21 protein-coding genes and 1 tRNA gene are annotated in these 18,490 nt (G+C 39.8%); 16 read left to right on the forward strand and 6 right to left on the reverse strand.

Annotation, left to right across the window (positions count from 1 at the left end; genetic code table 11):
* The first annotated feature begins 65 nt into the window (after nucleotides 1-65).
* From wecB to JOC77_RS21610, 11 genes are all read left to right on the forward strand, one after another.
* A complete protein-coding gene (wecB, locus tag JOC77_RS11755; protein WP_204543492.1) occupies nucleotides 66-1,160 on the forward strand; it encodes a non-hydrolyzing UDP-N-acetylglucosamine 2-epimerase in 1,095 nt (364 codons plus the stop codon).
* The gene (locus JOC77_RS11760; protein ID WP_204543494.1) at nucleotides 1,150-2,136 is read left to right on the forward strand and encodes a polysaccharide biosynthesis protein; all 987 of its coding nucleotides are present in this window, start codon (nucleotides 1,150-1,152) and stop codon (nucleotides 2,134-2,136) included. The genes wecB and JOC77_RS11760 overlap by 11 nt, the downstream gene beginning before the upstream one ends.
* Nucleotides 2,133-2,963 carry a dTDP-4-dehydrorhamnose reductase family protein gene (locus JOC77_RS11765; protein WP_204543495.1) on the forward strand — a complete coding sequence of 277 codons (831 nt, stop codon included), beginning with the start codon at nucleotides 2,133-2,135 and terminating at the stop codon, nucleotides 2,961-2,963. The genes JOC77_RS11760 and JOC77_RS11765 overlap by 4 nt, the downstream gene beginning before the upstream one ends.
* Nucleotides 2,956-3,873, forward strand: coding sequence for an NAD-dependent epimerase/dehydratase family protein (locus JOC77_RS11770; protein ID WP_204543497.1), 918 nt, complete (start codon nucleotides 2,956-2,958; stop codon nucleotides 3,871-3,873). Before JOC77_RS11765 ends, JOC77_RS11770 begins: the two co-directional genes overlap by 8 nt.
* Complete coding sequence (locus tag JOC77_RS11775; RefSeq protein WP_204543499.1) at nucleotides 3,870-4,592, forward strand: glycosyltransferase family 2 protein; 723 nt, start codon at nucleotides 3,870-3,872, stop codon at nucleotides 4,590-4,592. The genes JOC77_RS11770 and JOC77_RS11775 overlap by 4 nt, the downstream gene beginning before the upstream one ends.
* A gap of 46 nt (nucleotides 4,593-4,638) precedes the next feature.
* Nucleotides 4,639-5,250, forward strand: coding sequence for an adenylyl-sulfate kinase (gene cysC / locus JOC77_RS11780; protein WP_204543501.1), 612 nt, complete (start codon nucleotides 4,639-4,641; stop codon nucleotides 5,248-5,250).
* A 149-nt stretch (nucleotides 5,251-5,399) separates the two neighbouring features.
* Nucleotides 5,400-5,882, forward strand: coding sequence for a sporulation protein (locus JOC77_RS11785; RefSeq protein WP_239558727.1), 483 nt, complete (start codon nucleotides 5,400-5,402; stop codon nucleotides 5,880-5,882).
* Between the two features lie 16 nt (nucleotides 5,883-5,898).
* On the forward strand, nucleotides 5,899-6,369 hold the full coding sequence (gene spoVAC, locus JOC77_RS11790; RefSeq protein ID WP_204543502.1) for a stage V sporulation protein AC: 471 nt from the start codon (nucleotides 5,899-5,901) through the stop codon (nucleotides 6,367-6,369).
* 4 nt (nucleotides 6,370-6,373) lie between these two features.
* On the forward strand, nucleotides 6,374-7,393 hold the full coding sequence (spoVAD, locus tag JOC77_RS11795) for a stage V sporulation protein AD (RefSeq protein ID WP_204543504.1): 1,020 nt from the start codon (nucleotides 6,374-6,376) through the stop codon (nucleotides 7,391-7,393).
* Nucleotides 7,394-7,435: 42 nt separating this feature from the next.
* Nucleotides 7,436-7,792: a stage V sporulation protein AE gene (spoVAE, locus tag JOC77_RS11800; RefSeq protein WP_204543506.1), complete on the forward strand. Its 357-nt coding sequence runs from the start codon at nucleotides 7,436-7,438 to the stop codon at nucleotides 7,790-7,792.
* A gap of 115 nt (nucleotides 7,793-7,907) precedes the next feature.
* Complete coding sequence (locus tag JOC77_RS21610) at nucleotides 7,908-8,033, forward strand: YjcZ family sporulation protein (protein WP_204543512.1); 126 nt, start codon at nucleotides 7,908-7,910, stop codon at nucleotides 8,031-8,033.
* Between the two features lie 92 nt (nucleotides 8,034-8,125).
* On the opposite strand, the gene JOC77_RS11810 is transcribed toward JOC77_RS21610, so the two are convergent.
* On the reverse strand, nucleotides 8,126-8,956 hold the full coding sequence (locus JOC77_RS11810; protein ID WP_204543514.1) for a hypothetical protein: 831 nt from the start codon (nucleotides 8,954-8,956) through the stop codon (nucleotides 8,126-8,128).
* 337 nt (nucleotides 8,957-9,293) lie between these two features.
* On the opposite strand from JOC77_RS11810, the gene spoVIF reads away from it, so the two are divergent.
* A complete protein-coding gene (spoVIF, locus tag JOC77_RS11815) occupies nucleotides 9,294-9,551 on the forward strand; it encodes a sporulation-specific transcription regulator SpoVIF (RefSeq protein WP_204543516.1) in 258 nt (85 codons plus the stop codon).
* Between the two features lie 35 nt (nucleotides 9,552-9,586).
* Here the strand turns inward: spoVIF and JOC77_RS11820 are convergent, their stop codons facing one another.
* Nucleotides 9,587-11,881 carry an ATP-dependent helicase gene (locus tag JOC77_RS11820; RefSeq protein ID WP_204543518.1) on the reverse strand — a complete coding sequence of 765 codons (2,295 nt, stop codon included), beginning with the start codon at nucleotides 11,879-11,881 and terminating at the stop codon, nucleotides 9,587-9,589.
* A 188-nt stretch (nucleotides 11,882-12,069) separates the two neighbouring features.
* Here JOC77_RS11820 and JOC77_RS11825 point away from each other — a divergent pair, with 188 nt between their 5' ends.
* Nucleotides 12,070-12,375 (forward strand): hypothetical protein, encoded by a 306-nt coding sequence (locus tag JOC77_RS11825; protein WP_204543520.1) that lies wholly within the window; start codon nucleotides 12,070-12,072, stop codon nucleotides 12,373-12,375.
* A 190-nt stretch (nucleotides 12,376-12,565) separates the two neighbouring features.
* Nucleotides 12,566-13,345, forward strand: coding sequence for a hypothetical protein (locus tag JOC77_RS11830; protein WP_204543522.1), 780 nt, complete (start codon nucleotides 12,566-12,568; stop codon nucleotides 13,343-13,345).
* Between the two features lie 108 nt (nucleotides 13,346-13,453).
* Here the strand turns inward: JOC77_RS11830 and JOC77_RS11835 are convergent, their stop codons facing one another.
* From JOC77_RS11835 to JOC77_RS11850, 4 genes are all read right to left on the reverse strand, one after another.
* The gene (locus JOC77_RS11835; protein WP_204543523.1) at nucleotides 13,454-13,876 is read right to left on the reverse strand and encodes a GNAT family N-acetyltransferase; all 423 of its coding nucleotides are present in this window, start codon (nucleotides 13,874-13,876) and stop codon (nucleotides 13,454-13,456) included.
* Nucleotides 13,877-13,879: 3 nt separating this feature from the next.
* A complete protein-coding gene (locus tag JOC77_RS11840) occupies nucleotides 13,880-14,395 on the reverse strand; it encodes a YjcG family protein (protein ID WP_204543525.1) in 516 nt (171 codons plus the stop codon).
* Nucleotides 14,396-14,481: 86 nt separating this feature from the next.
* Nucleotides 14,482-15,210: an alpha/beta hydrolase gene (locus tag JOC77_RS11845; RefSeq protein ID WP_204543527.1), complete on the reverse strand. Its 729-nt coding sequence runs from the start codon at nucleotides 15,208-15,210 to the stop codon at nucleotides 14,482-14,484.
* 465 nt (nucleotides 15,211-15,675) lie between these two features.
* The gene (locus JOC77_RS11850; RefSeq protein ID WP_204543529.1) at nucleotides 15,676-15,903 is read right to left on the reverse strand and encodes a WYL domain-containing protein; all 228 of its coding nucleotides are present in this window, start codon (nucleotides 15,901-15,903) and stop codon (nucleotides 15,676-15,678) included.
* A 196-nt stretch (nucleotides 15,904-16,099) separates the two neighbouring features.
* Between JOC77_RS11850 and JOC77_RS11855 the strand changes: the two genes are divergently transcribed.
* Together JOC77_RS11855 and treP are read left to right on the forward strand one after the other, a co-directional pair.
* Nucleotides 16,100-16,171 (forward strand) — tRNA-Val (locus JOC77_RS11855).
* Nucleotides 16,172-17,015: 844 nt separating this feature from the next.
* On the forward strand, nucleotides 17,016-18,449 hold the full coding sequence (treP, locus tag JOC77_RS11860) for a PTS system trehalose-specific EIIBC component (RefSeq protein WP_204543538.1): 1,434 nt from the start codon (nucleotides 17,016-17,018) through the stop codon (nucleotides 18,447-18,449).
* Nucleotides 18,450-18,490 lie beyond the last annotated feature (41 nt).

Below are 18,490 nucleotides of genomic sequence, written 5' to 3' on the forward strand. Positions count from 1 at the left end.
AAGCAGAGAAACATAGGTTATAGCAAACTGAAAAAATCCTAAATACAAGGAGAACAACGCCTGACATGAAAATTATGACCATTCTTGGAACCAGACCTGAAATCATCCGTCTTAGTCTTATTATTCAAAAGCTGGATCAGCATGCCGGCTCACATATTTTAGTTCACACCGGGCAGAACTTTACTCACACCTTGAGCGATGTTTTCTTCCAGGAGCTGAAAATTAGAACGCCTGATTACCATCTCGGCTTAAAGACCCAGTCTTTAGGAGAACAATTAGGGCGCATGTTTGAAGAACTGGAAAAAATCATTGTTAAAGAAAAGCCTGATCGAGTTCTTGTGTTAGGTGATACAAACAGCGCGCTCAGTGCGGTGCTTGTCGAGAGACTGGGAATTCCTGTTTTCCATATGGAGGCAGGGAACAGATGCTATGACCTTTCTGTTCCAGAGGAAAAAAACAGGAGGGTAATTGATTCGGTTAGTACATTTAATCTGCCATATACTCCAAAGAGCAGAGAAAATTTGTTGAAAGAGGGGGTACCAGCTACCCGTATTTTCGTTTCGGGGAACCCTATTTTCGAAGTGCTTACTCACTATAAAAATGATATAGCAGACAGTTTGATTCTAGAGAATTTATCATTACGAGAGAACGACTACTTTCTTGCCACCATTCACCGGGCTGAGAATGTAGACTATGAAAAACCCCTCAAGGAAATCATCCGAGGACTGAACCTGGTAGCCGAAACCTACCAGAAAAGAATCATATGCAGCATTCATCCGAGAACAAGATCAAAAATAAATCAATATCCTGAAATTGCATTAAACCGTTTAATAGAATTTTATGAACCATTCGGATTATTTGATTTTATTAAGCTTCAAAAAAATGCCTTTTGCGTGCTAACTGACAGCGGCACGGTCCAGGAGGAAAGCTGCCTTTTACATGTGCCTGCAGTGACAGTAAGGAATACAACAGAACGCCCCGAAACAGTGGAATGCGGCAGCAATGTCGTATCTGGGGTTAAAGGAGAAAATATTCTGAAGGCAGTAAAGTCCATGGTAAGCCAGGAGGCTGAATGGCCGTATCCAGAAGGGTATGCGGATTTATTTGTTTCAGCAAAGGTAGTCAAATTTATATTAGGAGGTTTAGGAGTTGTTCACTAACAAAACGATACTCATAACAGGAGCCACCGGATCTTGGGGGCACGAGCTTGTTAAGCAGCTGCTAGAAAAGGATCCAGCAGAAATCAGGGTTTTTTCCAGAAACGAATCCAGCCAGGTGGCGATGCAAAGACTGTTTTCAAATTCAAAGCTTAAATTTATTATTGGGGATATTAAAGAGAAAGACGGCCTAATGCAGGCATGCCAAGATGTCGATTATCTATTCCATTTAGCCGCCTTGAAGCATGTGCCTGTATGTGAGGACCAGCCTCTAGAAGCGCTGAAGACCAATGTCACTGGAACGCAAAATGTAATTGAAGCAGCCATATTTAACAAGGTTAAGAAGGTTATGTATATCTCTACTGATAAAGCAGCCAATCCTTCCAATTTCTATGGATTTACCAAAGCAATGGGTGAAAGGCTGATCATCCATGCCAATACTCTAAAAACAGAGACGAAATTTGTTTGTGTCCGCGGCGGAAATGTTCTGGGTACCAACGGCAGTGTTATACATGTATTTAAAAAGCAGATTGCTGAAGAATCCAAAGTAGGCATTACGGATATGAGAATGACACGCTTTTTCTTAACAATAGAAGAAGCCATTAAATTGCTCTTTAAAGCATCTTATGAAAGTCTCGGCGGAGAAATCTTCGTTATGAAAATGCCGACCTGCCGTATCTTAGACCTGGCTTCGGTATTAATTGATGCTTCTGGAAAGAAAGATGTGGAAATAGCCGAGCTTGGCATAAGGCCGGGAGAGAAGCTCCATGAAGTTTTATATTCTAATTATGAAAGTGTTAATACGGTCGTTTATGACGAAAATTACTATGTGATTCTCCCTTGCATAACGATTCCTGGTTTAAAAGAACATTATGCCGGCTACCAGCCTGTCAGCCATGAAAACTATGATTCTAGTGAAGAGCTCATGAATAAGGATGAAATTAAGCAGCTGCTGGTTAAAGGCAGGTTTTTAGAATGAAAATTCTTGTCCTTGGAGGACAAGGTATGGCAGGCCATGTGATTACAGATTTTTTTAAAAGGTCGGATGATTTTCAGGTTTTTTATACGTCTAGGGATCCCAATGATTCGAATTCTATTTATGTAGAGGCAGAAAATTTTCAAGCGCTGGCTCATATTATCAAAGACATGCAGCCGGATATTGTAGTAAATGCGATTGGGGTGCTTAATCAGTTTGCAGAAAGCAACATTGTAAATGCGATTAAGATCAACAGCTTGCTGCCGCATTTTTTAGCCAGGGAATTAGACAAAAATGGAGGAAAGCTGATTCATATCAGTTCAGATTGTGTGTTTTCCGGTAAAGAAGGCAGCTATAAAGAAACGGATGTACCGAACGGATCCACGGTTTATGCAAGAACCAAAGCACTGGGGGAAGTGGCTTATGGAAATCACTTAACCATTCGGACTTCCATCATTGGACCCGAAAAAAAGGAAAATGGCATCGGTTTATTCTTATGGTTTATGCAGCAAAAGGGAGAAATAAACGGGTATAAAAAGGTCCTGTGGAACGGTGTAACAACACTTGAATTAGCTAAAGCAATTAAGGCGGCAGTCTGCCAGAAAATTAAAGGACTATACCATCTTGCGGCCCCAGAGGTTGTTTCTAAGTATGAATTACTGGTTCTTTTTCAGAAGATCTTTGAGAAAAAGGATGTCGTAATAAAACCTGAGTATAGTCAAATGATTGACCGTACCTTAGTAAATACCCGTACTGACTTTGATTTTTCAGCATCTGATTATCAGACCATGCTGCTGGAATTAAAAAATTGGATGCATAGTTATGGCTGAGAGAAAGAAAGTGCTGATTACTGGGGCAGCAGGTTTTACGGGGCAGCATGCCTGTGAAGCTTTTCTCCATGCTGATTTTGAAGTTGTTGGCCTCTCACGAACCGCTTCAGCAAGAACACTCCCTTTTCGTATGGAAATATGTGATCTGAATGATGAAAGAAGTATATCTGAATTAATCCAAAAAATTCAGCCTCATTATGTCCTGCACTTAGCTGGGAAGAACAGTGTTCAGGGATCTTGGGAAGATCCCGCTGAATACATCCGGAGCAATGTGATGGGGACGGTTTACCTTCTTGAAGCCATTCGTTCGGTAAAACCGTTCCCCCGGACACTTGTTGTAGGCTCAGCCCTGGAATATAATCCACTTCTTTTAGATAAACCAAAACATCCATACGCCATATCAAAAACGCTTCAAATCATGACAGCCCAAACCTGGGAGCTTTTATTTCAAATGCCTGTAATGATGGTTAGGCCAACGAATTTGATTGGTCCCGGGCCATCCGCTGGAGTTTGTTCAGTTTTCGGAAAGAAAATTGCAGCTATGGAATTTGGAACAGAACCTTCTATCTTACATGTAGATGATCTGGGAGCCAAGAGAGATTTTCTGGATGTCAGGGATGCAGTGTCAGCTTACATGGCAATCTTGATAAAAGGGCAGCCAGGAAATGTGTACAATCTGGGTTCCGGAGTGCTTACATCTATCAAAGACCTGGTTTGCATTTTTAAAAGACTGACACCTATAGATTTTACATGTATTTCCAGGGAGGACTCAAGTCCATCTGTTAACCAAGAGCCAGGACTATCCCTGCAGCAAATGTTAAACCTTGGCTGGAAGCCAAATTATTCTCTGCAGCAGTCGGCTGCTGATATCCTGGATTATTTCCGTGGACAACAAAGAGGTGCAGAATGACTCAAGAGAGCCCAAAGGTTTCAATTATCATTCCTTTCTATAATTGCCCTTATATAGATAAGGCAATAGAAAGTGCGATCAGGCAGACGTATCCTAACAAAGAAATTATCGTTGTGAATGATGGATCAAACACATTCCTGGATAAGATCAATCCTTTTCTAGGAGAGATCACCCTTCTTCATAAGCCCAATGGAGGGACTGCCAGTGCGCTAAATACCGGCATCAAAAGATGCAGCGGCGCTTATTTTGCCTGGCTAAGTTCCGATGATCAGTTTTTACCTGAAAAGCTTGAGATCCAAATAAAGCACATGATAGAAAAAGGAAGTAAAGCCTCTTTTACTTCCTTTTATACCATGGACGAGAACGGTTTGGTTACTTCAGGTCCAATAAGGCAGCATGACCATGATGATTTGCTGTTACTTAAAAAGCTTCGCTCCCATTGTCCAATCAACGGCTGCACCGTAATCCTCAGCAAGGATGTGTTTGCAGGGTGCGGTCTGTTTAATGAAGCACTAAGCTATACCCAGGATTATGAATTCTGGATTCGGACAGCCTTACAATATTCATTTTCTTATATCGACGTGCCGCTGACTAAATATCGCGTTCATAACTCTATGGGAACCAGAAGATTTAGGAAAGGACTTCGACATGAAATCCGCCAAGTAAAAGCGATGTTCAAGGGAAAATTGAATGAAGCGATAGCGGGAAGAAAGGCCTGAGGGGGAATATGATTATTAATTAAAAGGAGGCTTAACAGCTGCAAACATGAACAATTCCAATCATATTCAATGGCAGCAGCCTCTGATAAAAAAGGAAGACAGAGAGCGGCTGCACGGACATCGCGGCGTAGTTATATGGCTGACTGGATTATCAGGATCGGGAAAATCCACCATTGCAATTGCGCTGGAAAAAGCGCTGCATGAAGCGGGTATCTCGACATTCTTGCTTGATGGTGATAATATCCGCCATGGATTAAATTCTGATTTGGGATTTAGCCGTAAAGACCGGACTGAAAATATCCGCAGGATTGGTGAGGTTGCAAAACTGTTTATGGAATCAGGGTGTGTAGTTCTTGCTTCATTCATTTCTCCTTATGAAGCGGACAGAATGAAAGTAAGGTCTTTGTTCAATTCTGGGGAATTCATTGAAGTTTATGTAAAATGTTCGCTGGCTCAATGTGAAAAAAGAGATCCAAAAGGGCTTTATAAAAAAGCCCGCAGCGGCGAAATACTGACCTTCACTGGAATTTCGGATCCTTATGAAGAACCAAAAAATCCGGAAATTATCATTGATACTGAAGCCTTGCCTGTACAAGAAGCTGTCCGTATATTGAATGAGTTCCTAACCGAACATGGCTATTTTACAAAACCCGGATAACCGGGTTTTTGTTTGCTTCTAAACAAAACAAAATGAACGGTTTTCGCTAATGGGATTAACTTCCATGAACCGTTAGTTATAATACCCTGATTGTTGACTAAAAATAAAACAGCGATTAAGAAACCATTCTTACATAGGAAGTGAATAAAATGATGAAGCAATTCAGGAAACGATGGTTTTGGATTGCATTTTTTTCCGTTCTTTTGCTGGCGGGATGCAGCTCTCAGGACGGACAACAAAGCAGGACAGCACTATTTAAAAAGGTCGATCCCGCTCCTATATTAATTTCACCTAAATCCTCAAAAGACACGGGAGAGCTAAATGATATTAAAAAAACGGTCGTGACTGATGACAGTACGTATGATGTGGCGGTTGCCAGAAAAGATAAAGAGGTCCTTGTAAGCTATAAGGTAAAGCATAGCCAGAGATTTCAAATGAAAAAAATTGAAAAAGAATTAACAAAGAAGCTGGAAAAGAACTACCCGCACTATACCTTCTCTGTATCAAGCGATTATAAGATCTTTCTTGAAATCGTGAGGCTCGGCGAGAAGCTTGAGAGCAAAAAGATGGATAGGAAAAAAGCGGAAAAGCGTTTCGGGGAAATTAAAACATTGAAAGATGAATTAACTTAAAAGAGGAGATAAGGATATGGCAAAAAAGAAAAACTTAAATCCTGACCAGCAAAAGTATCAGCAGCTGCAGAAGAAACATGAATTAAAAAGGCCAGTTTTAATGAATTGTATTAGAGCATTTTGGGTGGGTGGACTTATATGTTTAATTGGCCAGGCAATCACCTATTTTTATATTTATTTTTTTAATTTTACGGAACAAACCGCAGGAAATCCAACTGTTGCAACCTTAATATTTATTTCAATGCTTTTAACCGGCTTTGGAATTTATGACCATTTAGGACAATTTGGGGGAGCAGGCAGTGCGGTTCCCGTTACTGGGTTCGGCAATGCGGTCATTTCGGCGGCCATTGAGCATCGTTCAGAAGGGTATGTGCTTGGTGTAGGAGGAAATATTTTTAAGCTGGCAGGTTCGGTCATTGTCTTCGGTGTCTTTTCTGCCTTTGTGGTTGCACTGATAAAAACCCTTATTGGAATGATTGGAGGTTAAACACATGCTTACTGGTAAACATACCTGGGTTTTTAATAACCGGCCAGTCATCTTGACTACAGGAGTATCGGGCGGCCCGTTTGAAGCCAAAGGACATTTAGCAGATGATTTTGACATTCTTCATGATGACTTATATATGGGGAAGGAAACCTATGAAAAAGCCCATCAATTCCTGCTCGAGGAAGCGGTTGGAAAAGTGATGGAAAAAAAACAGATGTCTAAGGATGATATTCAGTTTTTTCTTGCAGGTGATCTTATAAACCAAATTACTCCATCGAGCTTTGCTGCATCCACTCATGGCATTCCTTATCTAGGTTTATTTGGTGCCTGTTCCACGTCCATGGAAGGGCTGGCCTTATCATCCTTCATCATTAATTACGATGGTGCAGAATATGTAATTACAGGTGCTTCAAGCCATAATGCGGCTGTGGAAAAACAATTTAGATATCCAACTGAATACGGAGGCCAAAAGCCTCCGACAGCGCAGTGGACAGTAACCGCTGCCGGAGCGGCTCTCATTGGTAAAAATAAAGAAGAAGAAAATCATCCTTGTGTCACTTCTGCAACGATAGGAAAAGTGATTGATATGGGACTCAGTGATCCCTTTAACATGGGAGGGGCTATGGCACCGGCAGCTGCGGATACCATCATCAAGCACCTGCAAGACTTAGAGGTTGGTCCTGATCATTACGATTTAATTGTTACGGGGGATTTAGGGCAGATCGGCCAGAAAGCTGCACTGGATTATATGGCCAAACAGGGTGTGAAACTAGATCCAGAAAAATTCCGTGATTGCGGACTTATGATTTATAAAGAAGACCAGGAAGTTTTCTCTGGAGCAAGCGGACCTGGTTGTTCTGCTGCCGTGTTTTATGGCCATTTATTAAAGAGAATGAAGCAGGGCGAATTTAAACGAATTCTAGTAGTTGCAACAGGTGCATTGCTGTCGCCGCTATCCTTTCAACAGGGCCAGAGCATACCGTGTATTGCACATGCTGTTGCTATTGAATATGAGAATAAATGATGTGGTTCGGGGGACAACACGAATTACAATAGGAGGTATTTGATGCTAGCCATGTTTTTTTGGGCGTTTGTTGTCGGAGGAGCATTCTGTGTAATCGGCCAGCTCTTGTTCGATATTGCTAAGCTTACTCCAGCCCACACACTCAGTTTAATGGTGGTTATAGGAGCGGTGCTTGACGGGCTCGGATTATACGAACCATTAATGGATTTCGCCGGCGCAGGAGCGACCACTCCCATCACAAGCTTTGGAAACTCGCTCGTCCATGGAGCGATGCAGGAAGCAGAAACGCATGGACTTGTAGGGGTAGTAACAGGCATGTTCGAAGTTACAAGTGCCGGCATTTCTGCTGCAATCATTTTTGGATTTATTGGAGCCTTACTCTTTAAACCAAAGGGCTGATAATAAAAACCTGCAGCCAGTTTATTTTGTACCAGAAAATAGGGAAACGTCCTACACCTAAACACCTCTGCATTCATATTCTATGTATGAGCTATATGAAAGCGGGGTGATATATATGTTTGGAGGCTACGGCTGCGGCGGTTATGGCTATGGCGGCGGATCTGGAGGATACTCTGCATTTGTCTTGATCGTTGTTCTATTTATCCTTCTAATCATCGTAGGAGCATCTTTCTATGGATAATGCCAGAACACAAAACGGAATGGAAATCATTCCGTTTCTTTTTGCTGAAAAAAAGTTCCCGCCTAAATGGAGGGAACTTTTTTTGGCCTTAATTATTGTAGAGTTTCCACAGTAATGACACAGCCGACTAATTTCTTCAGGAAGGAGCGGAAATCCTTTTTATTTCTAGAAAGAGGACTGAATTTCTCAAATCCATAGCCCGCTCCGTTGAAGCCTTTTTTCTTCTTTTTAAATACAGATGAAGAAGATTCAGACGATCCGAAGCTTGAGGAAGAACAAGATGATGAGCCAAAGCTGGAAGATGAAAAATCAGACGACTTAAAGCTGGAAGATGATTTTGGACTGCTTGAGCTCATACTTGAAGAGTCAAAAATCATGCTTGAAGAATCGTGTTTAGAGCTGGATGAACTAGGTTTGAAGCTGCTGGATGAGCTGTGGTGTTTAAAACTGCTGGATGAGCTATGATGTTTAAAACTGCTTGATGAGCTATGATGTTTAAAGCTGCTGGAAGGGCCAAATGATGAGCTGCAGGATGATGAGAAGCTGCTGCTTGAAGAAGATTCACAATCACAGTGGAAGTGATTCTTTCTGCAGAATTTACATGTATGAACAAACATGGCTTTTTTTACTGCAGCAGCCTCTTCTTCCTCTTCCTCAGCTGCTGCTGCCTCTGCTGCAGCTTTCACTCTAAATGGTTTTGCTGAATCAAAAATGCTTTTTTGATCTGCAGCTCCTGGTTCTTCAACTGGTTCTTCAGGCTCCGCCGGCTCTTCACCTAACAGCTGAGCCGCGCAGTCAATATTGACGTTCTTTATTTTATCTAAAGGAATGATATGGGTTACAGTATCCTCCTCCAGCTGAATGAAATTTTTCCCCACCTTCTTTAAAATCCCTGTAATAGTCGTACCATTTTCAATGGGCATAGTATTTCTCCTTTCTAACGGTTTCACATCATATTATGAAAAATGACTTAATTTGGTGCGGACAGGGACCCAGTTTTTTATAAAAATAGCTCTGTAAAACAGTTGTTTCCGCTTCAGGCACTCGCTTTCCGCGGGCGGTCCGGGAGCCTCCTCGGCGTTATACGCCTGCGGGGTCTCCCTTGACCTGCTTTTCCCGCAGGAGTCTCGCGCCTGCAGCGAGGATCAACATAGTGCCAAAATTAACAATGAACTTTAACATTGGCATATAAATAAAAAAACAAAGCACAAAAACAAGGATCTCTCATAGGATAAGAATACAGAGAAGGAGGGCGAAGAAATGGATAATAATTTCTTTAAGAATCTGGAAAAGAAAACCGGGGTAAACATGAAGGACATACTAGAATTAGCGAATTCTCTGCAGGGAGCAAATTTTCAGGATGAAAAAACGGTACGAAACGTTATTAAAAGAGTGTCAAAAATAGCAAATAAGCCGATCAATTCGGAGCTGGAAAATAAAATAGTAGATTCAATTGCTAAAGACGGCAAGCAGCTGGATTTCAACACCATCTCAAATATGCTGAACAATAAAAAATAGAAAAACGGGAAATGCGGATCCCCCCATTTCCCGTTTTATTTTTTATTGAGCCCCTGGAGGAACCTTGAAGGAGCTGCTGTTTTGCCTCTCCTTGTTTCAGGTACAGAGAGAAATAATTCGTCTTTCGCCCGGGTTGCTGCTACGTATAAAAGCCTGCGTTCCTCCTCAAGGGGAGAAGGATCACCTTTTCTGTATGAATCCAAGGAATAGTCATGGGGAAGTCCGCCATCTACATTACCTAAAATATAGACTTTCCCATATTCCAGGCCCTTTGCCCGGTGTATCGTTGTAAGCTGTATCGCATTGTGAAAATGCTTAGACAGCTTTTTAACTTCCGTATTCATGGCCCTCATATGATCAGCATGATCTAAAAGCTCCCGTGCTGTTTGAAACCTTCTTGCCGCCACCTTCAAATCACGAACATCATCCGAGCCCTTTTCTGCAGAGCTGCCCTCATTTCCCCGCTTTTTAACAAAGTCCTGATATCCAAGATCTTTTTCAACCATTTCCAGCGCAATAGACGGCTTTACATCCTTAAGACGCCTGACTTGATCTGGAAGCATTTTTAGCTTTTTTTCTTGAAAGGCAAATCCAGTTTTAACTTCTGAAAGTGCAGTGAGCAAAGAACAATCATTTAATATGGACTGTGCTTTGATTTGCTGAAGTACATTCTGTTTTAGGAAAAGAGAAGGCAGGATATCGGCAGCTGCCTCAGTATCATCAGGATCAAGGCTGAGCTTTAAAAAGGCAAGCATCCCTTTTACCATTCTGCGGCTGTAAAAGGATTCTGCATCCTGGTCAATAACAAATGGCAGATTACTGTGAGCCAGCCTTTCAAAAATAGCCCGCGACATAGAATGAGTTCTATAAAGAATAGCAAAGTCACCTGGGTTTTCACCTCTTGTAATTCTCTCTTTCAAGTCGGTAACAATCATGGTTGCTTCCTGTTCTTCATCGAAAGGAAAAAATAGGACGGGGGGTGCTCCATTATTGTGCTGGGCCGACATTTTCTTTTCCAGCCTATTTTTATTCCTCGTAATAATCCGGTTGGCTGTAGAGACTATTTCGTGGGCAGACCGATAATTATTGGTCAATTTAATTACATTTGCTCCTTCAAAATCTCTTTCGAAATGTAGGATAAATTCCGGACTGCTTCCGCGGAAAGCATAGATAGACTGATCATCATCCCCAACGGCGCAGATGTTCCGGGTGGAGCTTGAAAGCAACTTAATTAATTCATATTGGACAGTATTGATATCCTGAAATTCGTCTATAAGAAAATATTTAAAACGGCTGCGGTAAAAATCCAAAATATCCGGGCTGCTTTTTAGTAAAGAATAGCAGCCTATTAACATGTCATCAAAATCATATTTATGATGCTGATTTTTATACTCCTCATATCTCTTATAAAGAAAAGCACATTTTTCCTCCCAGTCATCCTCGGGTTTGATATCTTCAGGAAAAAGGAGGGAGTTTTTCCATAATCCAATCTGCTGCAGTGCGCTGTCAAAAGGAAATTCCTTCTCATCCAGATTTCTTTCTTTACCTGCCAGTTTGATAATGTGTTCTTTTTCCCATTCCCGTTTTAATAGAGATTCCTTGTTCCATCTCTGCGGCTCATGGAATAGAAGAATTCTATAAAAAATACTATGAAAGGTCCCGCAGACAAGTCTGTTTATTTGCTGCGCTGTGAGTCCTGGATATTTATTAAGACGATCCTTCATTTCCCTGGAAGCTTTTGCAGTAAAAGTTACCAGCATGATGCTTGCAGGATCGATATTTAGTTCAGTCAGCATTAAAGCGGTTCTGACGGTAAGTACTCTCGTTTTACCGCTGCCTGCCCCGGAGAGGACAAGCACAGGGCCCTCAATAGCCGAAACGGCCTCTGTCTGCTGAGCATCTAATTCAATGCCTGATTCTCTTAATTGCTTTAAATAAGAAGAGGAAGACAATCCTTTTTCCTTATCCGCTGATCGGAAAGGAGGATTATCTTTAATACGTGAAGTTGGTTTCCAAAGAGTTTTTATGACGGCAGTTTGTGTAATCGACCTCGATATTGGCACTCTAAATCCGTTTCTTTCTATGTAAGCATCCTCTTTAGGCTCGTCGTGGGAAGAGAGAGAAACTTCCATAGATTCCGTACAGTCCTGTGAATGATTGGAATGGAAAAAGGAAGGTTCCTGAACGATGCCAAGATAAAGCTTGACAGCCTGTCTGCAAACGCTGCAAGCAAGCATTCCTTTTTGGCCATCATCATAGACACTCTGGAGTCCTTCATGACCATAAGTTTCTAAATCTATCAATGTGTCTTGTTTATAAGCCTTTTTCATTGAAAATAACCTCTTTTTCTAAAAACAGTCAATCCTCATCATAACAAATCAGATGAGAAATCTAAAGACTATCACTATTTTTTTAAAAATTAAGGTTTCGACAGACATAAATCATGGTAAAGAAAAAGAAAAGTTTACTATACATACTCATACTTATTAGAATAACCAAAAGTTTGGAGGGGAATATAATGATTTCTATTAATCCAGTGACGGATTTTCAATCTTCTCAATATGCTGCCCGCACAATAGGGGAAATAGAGAGTGCTCAAAGCTATATCAGCGGAGCAAGACCGGTCTTTTCAGTAGATTTGAACCGGAAACAAGAAGAGCGAAGACACGATAACGAATTTTACGCGGATATTAATAGTGATGAAGAAAACCATACCTATCCTTTTATAGCCAAATCAACACGGAACAAACAGGTTCCTATGCATGTGCTGCAAAAAGCAGTTGAGATTACGGGGAAAGGGAAATTTGTAAATAAGTATATATGAAGGGAAATTAAACCCCGCCAGCTAATATAAGCTGGCGGGGTTATTATTTGTGTCTATTTAAATTCTCTGTTACATAGACGCATTCATTAAAAAACTACTTAAAAAAGGCTATTAACCTGCTCGATTTGCCCATACAAAAGATGTCCTTCTCAATATAATAATACAGAAAATAAGAATTGGAGGAGATATTATGAGTAGTAACTCATGGAGAAGACATGGCGATTCGTTTAAGAAAGATCATAAAGATCATTGTAATCATTGTCATGACAAAGGCTGTAATGGATGTAAAGACAAAGGAAAATCTTTATTTACAGAAATTGATGTAGATCAATCTACAAATGTAGACTTTAACCACAATAATAAACATAATCATATGCACCACGGTAATATGCACCACGTTAAAGCCCCAGTGCATACTCTTGGCCAGGTTAAAGTTTGCACAGATGACGGGGATGATAAGGTTCTAGTTCAGGCAACTGTGGAATGGACACCGAGAGATCTTCCGGGTATTCCTGGTAATTTTGATTTAGTATCTGAACAAGAATTTGCTTTTCCAGTAGCAATAGAAGGTACCTTTACACTTTTCAGAAGTTGTGGACATGGTGATTTCGTTCCTATCTTTCAAACGAGAGATACTTCTCCTATCTGTGCAATACCTGGAGAGCTCGAAAGAGATGGCGGCGAATTTGAGTTTGAATTTGAAATAGAAGAGGATACTCCTCTGAGATTTAGCACAATCACTACAAGCTTCAACTTTGTAGATAAAAATCCTTGCTGTGGAGAAAATCGTTATTTCTTGACATTGGATCTACATTTCTGTCACGATCCTATTGTTGCTATTGAAAATTCTTCAACTGATATAATGCAGCCGTTTTCCACTCTATTTGATCCATTGAAAGCTAATATAGGATCGAAAGTACTAATTGCAATTGACATTGAAGACAAAGACAAAAAACACGGTCACAGCTAAAATTAGGGTTATCCCTGGTTTTACAGAGGAATAATGTACATTATTCCTCTTATTTTAATTTATATAATAAAAGGCATTCCAGTTTTGCTGGAGTGCCTTTTATAATTTTTAAAGTATTTTTGCCATGCTTTTATGTGGAATCCCCGCATCCATAAACTCTTCTGAAGACACTTCATACCCCAGTTTTTCATAAAAAGGAATAGCGTGTGTCTGAGCATTGAGTTTTAATTTTGAAATTTCCTGCTGTTTCGCATATTCTTCGATTCCATCCATAATGGCTTTTCCAGCGCCTTTTTGGCGGGCAGAGGAGAGGACGCAGATTCTTTCGACCTTTCCGATTCCATCTAATATACGGAATCGTCCAGCACCGGCAGGTTTGTCATTTATAAATAGAAGAAAATGAGTGGAATCCGCTTCGTATTGATCAATCTCTTCCTCTAATGGTACATTCTGTTCTTCCACAAAAACTTCTTTGCGGACTGAGTAGGCTTGCTGCAATTCTTGTTCTGTTTCAACTGCTTTTACTTTCACGATTTATTGTTCCTTTCCAAGACGGAATGTTTCATATACAGTCCATGAACCATTTTCAAGCTGATATAGCAGGTGGATACGGTCAATTTCTTCCTGATGGGTGATGTTAAGCATTTTAAGCTGATTTAACACATCAGAATGCTCATCGTCCGATAAGTTTTGTCCCAGAGTAATATGAGGAATAAAGGCATAATCAGGCGAATCATCAAAGAAATTATCATGTAGAGAACTATGCAGCCCTTCAATTGCCTCATTGGGTTCCACCTTTAAGTAAATAACATTATTTACAGGCTGAAAAGAGCTTACTTTTGTCACATTTAATTGAAAGGGCTTAAATTTCTTTGAAATGGAATCTAACTGTTCAGCGATCTCTTTTATTCTGTCGTCGGTCGCTTCGAATGCAGACTTAAGTGTTAAATGCGGAGGAATTAATGCATAATGTGAATCATACCTTTTACGGTAAGAATTCACTAAATCTTGCAGCTTTTTCGAAGGAAAGATTACAACACCGTATTTCATTAAATGACCTCCCAGAAATAAATATCTATAGTTATATTATTATAACAAATTATTTGAATAATAAGCTAATTTAATGGAAATGTAAATTAAATGCCTAAAGTATTAATCAATGCCCGCTTTAAGTCCTTCTGCCAGAACTTCCAGGTATGCTCTCCCTCAAATTCTTTATAGAAGAATGAAAAATTCCTCCGAGAAAGCAGTTTATTCAGTTTCCGGTTAGGTTCAATAAAATTTTGTTTCTGCCCATCAGTTGTCGGTACATCTGTTTCCCTGATTCCAATAACATGGTATATATCAAGAAGAGAAGGATCTGCAAATTCCTCTGCTGCAAGCATCACTGTATCATTGACAAAGGGAGATTGCATAATCACATGTCCGAATGTGTGCGGATATTTCAACGCAGCCTGTAGAGCCACAGTTGCCCCTAATGAATCTCCTATCAGAACACGGCCCTTTGCCATACTATAGGTAGGGAAAGATTGATCCAGGTAGGGAACAAGTTCGTGAGCGAGAAAGCGGATATAAGCACTTTGTTTGTCACCTTCTGGATGATATTTAGAACGGCGGTCATGGACGTTTTTATAAGGAATACCCACGATTATTATATTTTGAATTTCTTTTTGATATAGAAGTTCATCTGCCACACGGCCTATACGCCCAAGCTGAAAATAATCCCGGCCGTCCTGGGCAATGACCACTGTATATTTGTATAGTGGTGAAAAACTTTCTGGGAAATAAATTAATAATTCCATTTCTTCTTTAAGTGAGCTGCTATACAGCTTATAGTCTTTTATAGTTCCCTGAGGTGCAGGCATAGAATCCTCCTAAAGCGTTATAGAGTGTGAATAAAGTTAATTTTATCTTATCATATCAAAGGGTTGTGTGCTTCTTTGTAAGGCATGATTGATTATAGATTCAATAAGGTAAAGAATCTGTTTCCATGGTTCATAATAGCTTTTGAAGGATGCTTTTATAAATTAACTTTAAAAAAGAATAATTCATTTTATTAATAATTGAGGGGAAATAAGGTGAGTCCGACTATTCAGAAATTATTTCAGGATATACGTTTAGAAACAATAAAAATAATTAAGCGTAGAAGAAAGTGAAAAGAAGAGGTCCCGCGCAGGTTTTAACATACTATAGCTGGAATGCAGCACATAATGTTCTTGATCAATATCTACGGATTTTTTTAATATTATTGACGAAAATACCTCTTAACCCATAGAGAGTGAACGCAGCAGGTGTAGATCTATAAAGGCAGGTCGTTGGCCTTTATGGGTTCAGTTAGCATGAAGTTTATAATTTTTTGATCGCACCGGACTGGCGGAAAGTATATTGCTCATTTTAAACGTTCTTTTTTGTCTCCTAAGGAAACAGAAAGCTTTTATATGAGTCCTTGAAATCGCTAAAACCTGAATTTTACGTTGTGAAAGGCAATGGTCATCCGCCATGTAAATGATTTCTACCGGATTATTTTCCTTTAAACAGCGTACTAAAATTCCATTCATCCTAAATTACCTCCCATGCTTAAGATTTTATACATCTATTATATACGAACATATGTTTTTATTCAACAAAAAAGGAATATATGTTCGTATATTTGTAAAGGTGTAATATTGGACAAAAGGTATTATGAAATAATGAAATCAAAAAGGATTTGACTTTTAGTAAGGAATCCATATAATTAAATATATATTAATAAGCGATCTGATAGTTCAGCGGGAGAACACTACCTTGACAGGGTAGGGGTCGGGGGTTCAAATCCCTCTCAGATCATACTAAAAACCCTTGATAGTTCAAGGGTTTTTTCTTTGTGTATCAAAAAAAGAGTGGAGTAAGGCCACTCTAAGAAGATTACTTAAATTTAGTATTTCCTGAGGAATTTATAATCTAAATCGTACGCTCGTTAATTCACGCGGGCACTCTTCAAACCCGCCAATAGTAAGTCTACAGCGAAATAAAACTCTTAGAGTCAGCGTAAATTCCCCTGTTCCAACAACTCTTACACTGTTTCGATTATTAGGTCCTTGGATTTGCGCATCACCTGAAATACGATTAAGTCTCCATTGATATTATGGTTTATGTACTTGTCCTATTAAAAAAAATTAATCTATTAAACCAAATGTGTTTTGCACTATAGGTCATCACATTTACAATTTTAACAATTGTATAAGCTTTATAATATTTTCCCGTTTTCTTTCTATTTTTTCTGCTAGACTGGCTCAGTACTATATAAGTTTTCCCATTTTGACTAATAGTGGTGCAATCATACAAATCTAATATTCATACGAATGTTAGAACGCGGAAAGAAATTTGTTGAAATAGTAAGGACGAAAGCCTGTTTCAGTAAAAGCTCCAGTACTTATAAGAGAACTGGAGCTTCTTTTTTTGTGTTTAATTTTGGTATGATTTTCCTAGAGGAAATCTTTTCTTGAAATAATATTCATTTTTGACGTTGACAAACATGTATATACAGGATAAGATGAAAGCGTAAACAAAAAGCTTGTATATACAGGGAACGCTGGGTTGTAAGCGGAAACACTTCCTGGGCATACAAAGCTATGAAAATATTAGAAAAGAAAGAATTGGACTATAGTCTAATTTACCAGGGGGTAAAGGAATGAGTAAGTATACAGATCCAGCTAAAGAGTTACTGGAACGCATTGGAGGAAAAGACAACGTTGCTGCAGTCACACATTGTGCAACAAGAATGCGTTTTGTTCTAAAAGATCCAAAAAAAGCTAATATTGAAGAAGTAGAAGCGATCAAGCTTGTAAAGGGAACCTTTACGCAAGCAGGTCAATTCCAGGTTATCATTGGTAACGAGGTTTCTTCTTTTTATAACGAATTTGTCAAATATGCAGATATAGATGGTACATCAAAGGAAGAAGCAAAAGTGGCTGCTAAGCAGAACATGAACCTCTTGCAGCGAATGATTGCTCATCTTGCTGATATATTTACGCCATTAATTCCGGCGCTTGTAGTCGGAGGTCTAATTTTAGGCTTTAGAAATGTAATCGGTGACATAAAGATGTTTGAAGACGGAACGAAGTCTCTCGTAGAGATTTCTCAGTTCTGGGCAGGTGTACATGCCTTTCTATGGTTAATTGGTGAAGCTGTTTTCCACTTCCTGCCTGTAGGTATTACATGGGCAATTACTAAGAAAATGGGAACTTCTCAGATTCTTGGTATCGTTCTTGGGATTACGCTTGTATCTCCTCAGCTTCTAAATGCATATGGAGTAGCGGGGGCTAAAGATATACCAGTATGGGATTTTGGATTTGCACAGATTGAAATGATTGGATACCAGGCACAGGTTATTCCAGCTATTCTTGCAGGTCTTGTACTTGCTTTCTTAGAACGTAAACTGCGTGATATCGTTCCAAATGCTATTTCAATGATTGTAGTACCGTTCTTATCATTAATTCCAACAGTGCTGATCGCACACACAGTTTTAGGACCTATCGGGTGGAAAATGGGCTCATTTATTTCTGATGTTGTGTACTCTGGTTTAACTTCATCATTCGGCTGGTTATTTGCAGCCATCTTTGGATTTGCATATGCGCCGCTTGTTATTACAGGTCTGCATCATATGACCAACGCTATTGATCTTCAGCTTATGAGTGAACTTGGTGGAACAAACCTGTGGCCAATGATCGCTTTATCAAATATTGCCCAGGGCTCTGCAGTACTTGCCATGATTTACATCAACAGAAAGAACGAAGAAGAAAAGCAAGTTTCAATCCCGGCTGCTATCTCTTGTTACCTTGGGGTCACAGAACCAGCCATGTTCGGTATCAACCTTAAATACGGATTCCCGTTCTTAGCAGCAATGGTTGGTTCACTGGCCGCAGCAGTTATTTCTGTAGGAAGCGATGTAATGGCTAACTCAATTGGTGTAGGCGGCCTGCCAGGTATCCTTTCCATTCAGCCTCAGCACATGGGAACATTCGCGATGGCAATGGTTGTGGCAATTGTTATCCCATTCATTCTGACAATCGTATTAGCAAAAACAAAAATGTCTAAAGTTACTTTCAGCAAAAAAGCAGCTTAAGCAAAAAAAGAAGGAGGGAGATTTTTCTCCCTCCTTTGTTA

The organism is Peribacillus deserti (assembly GCF_016909175.1).
Classification (GTDB): Bacteria; Bacillota; Bacilli; order Bacillales; family DSM-1321; genus Paraperibacillus; species Paraperibacillus deserti.

What these genes read in the sequence shown, in the direction of transcription:
- wecB (WP_204543492.1), top strand. Translation starts at nt 66, where the DNA reads ATGAAAATTATGACCATTCTTGGAACCAGACCTGAAATCATCCGTCTT.
- JOC77_RS11765 (WP_204543495.1), top strand. Translation starts at nt 2,133, where the DNA reads ATGAAAATTCTTGTCCTTGGAGGACAAGGTATGGCAGGCCATGTGATT.
- JOC77_RS11770 (WP_204543497.1), top strand. Translation starts at nt 2,956, where the DNA reads ATGGCTGAGAGAAAGAAAGTGCTGATTACTGGGGCAGCAGGTTTTACG.
- JOC77_RS11775 (WP_204543499.1), top strand. Translation starts at nt 3,870, where the DNA reads ATGACTCAAGAGAGCCCAAAGGTTTCAATTATCATTCCTTTCTATAAT.
- cysC (WP_204543501.1), top strand. Translation starts at nt 4,639, where the DNA reads ATGAACAATTCCAATCATATTCAATGGCAGCAGCCTCTGATAAAAAAG.
- JOC77_RS11785 (WP_239558727.1), top strand. Translation starts at nt 5,400, where the DNA reads ATGATGAAGCAATTCAGGAAACGATGGTTTTGGATTGCATTTTTTTCC.
- spoVAC (WP_204543502.1), top strand. Translation starts at nt 5,899, where the DNA reads ATGGCAAAAAAGAAAAACTTAAATCCTGACCAGCAAAAGTATCAGCAG.
- spoVAD (WP_204543504.1), top strand. Translation starts at nt 6,374, where the DNA reads ATGCTTACTGGTAAACATACCTGGGTTTTTAATAACCGGCCAGTCATC.
- spoVAE (WP_204543506.1), top strand. Translation starts at nt 7,436, where the DNA reads ATGCTAGCCATGTTTTTTTGGGCGTTTGTTGTCGGAGGAGCATTCTGT.
- JOC77_RS21610 (WP_204543512.1), top strand. Translation starts at nt 7,908, where the DNA reads ATGTTTGGAGGCTACGGCTGCGGCGGTTATGGCTATGGCGGCGGATCT.
- JOC77_RS11810 (WP_204543514.1), bottom strand. Translation starts at nt 8,956, where the DNA reads ATGCCCATTGAAAATGGTACGACTATTACAGGGATTTTAAAGAAGGTG.
- spoVIF (WP_204543516.1), top strand. Translation starts at nt 9,294, where the DNA reads ATGGATAATAATTTCTTTAAGAATCTGGAAAAGAAAACCGGGGTAAAC.
- JOC77_RS11820 (WP_204543518.1), bottom strand. Translation starts at nt 11,881, where the DNA reads ATGAAAAAGGCTTATAAACAAGACACATTGATAGATTTAGAAACTTAT.
- JOC77_RS11825 (WP_204543520.1), top strand. Translation starts at nt 12,070, where the DNA reads ATGATTTCTATTAATCCAGTGACGGATTTTCAATCTTCTCAATATGCT.
- JOC77_RS11830 (WP_204543522.1), top strand. Translation starts at nt 12,566, where the DNA reads ATGAGTAGTAACTCATGGAGAAGACATGGCGATTCGTTTAAGAAAGAT.
- JOC77_RS11840 (WP_204543525.1), bottom strand. Translation starts at nt 14,395, where the DNA reads ATGAAATACGGTGTTGTAATCTTTCCTTCGAAAAAGCTGCAAGATTTA.
- JOC77_RS11845 (WP_204543527.1), bottom strand. Translation starts at nt 15,210, where the DNA reads ATGCCTGCACCTCAGGGAACTATAAAAGACTATAAGCTGTATAGCAGC.
- JOC77_RS11850 (WP_204543529.1), bottom strand. Translation starts at nt 15,903, where the DNA reads ATGAATGGAATTTTAGTACGCTGTTTAAAGGAAAATAATCCGGTAGAA.
- treP (WP_204543538.1), top strand. Translation starts at nt 17,016, where the DNA reads ATGAGTAAGTATACAGATCCAGCTAAAGAGTTACTGGAACGCATTGGA.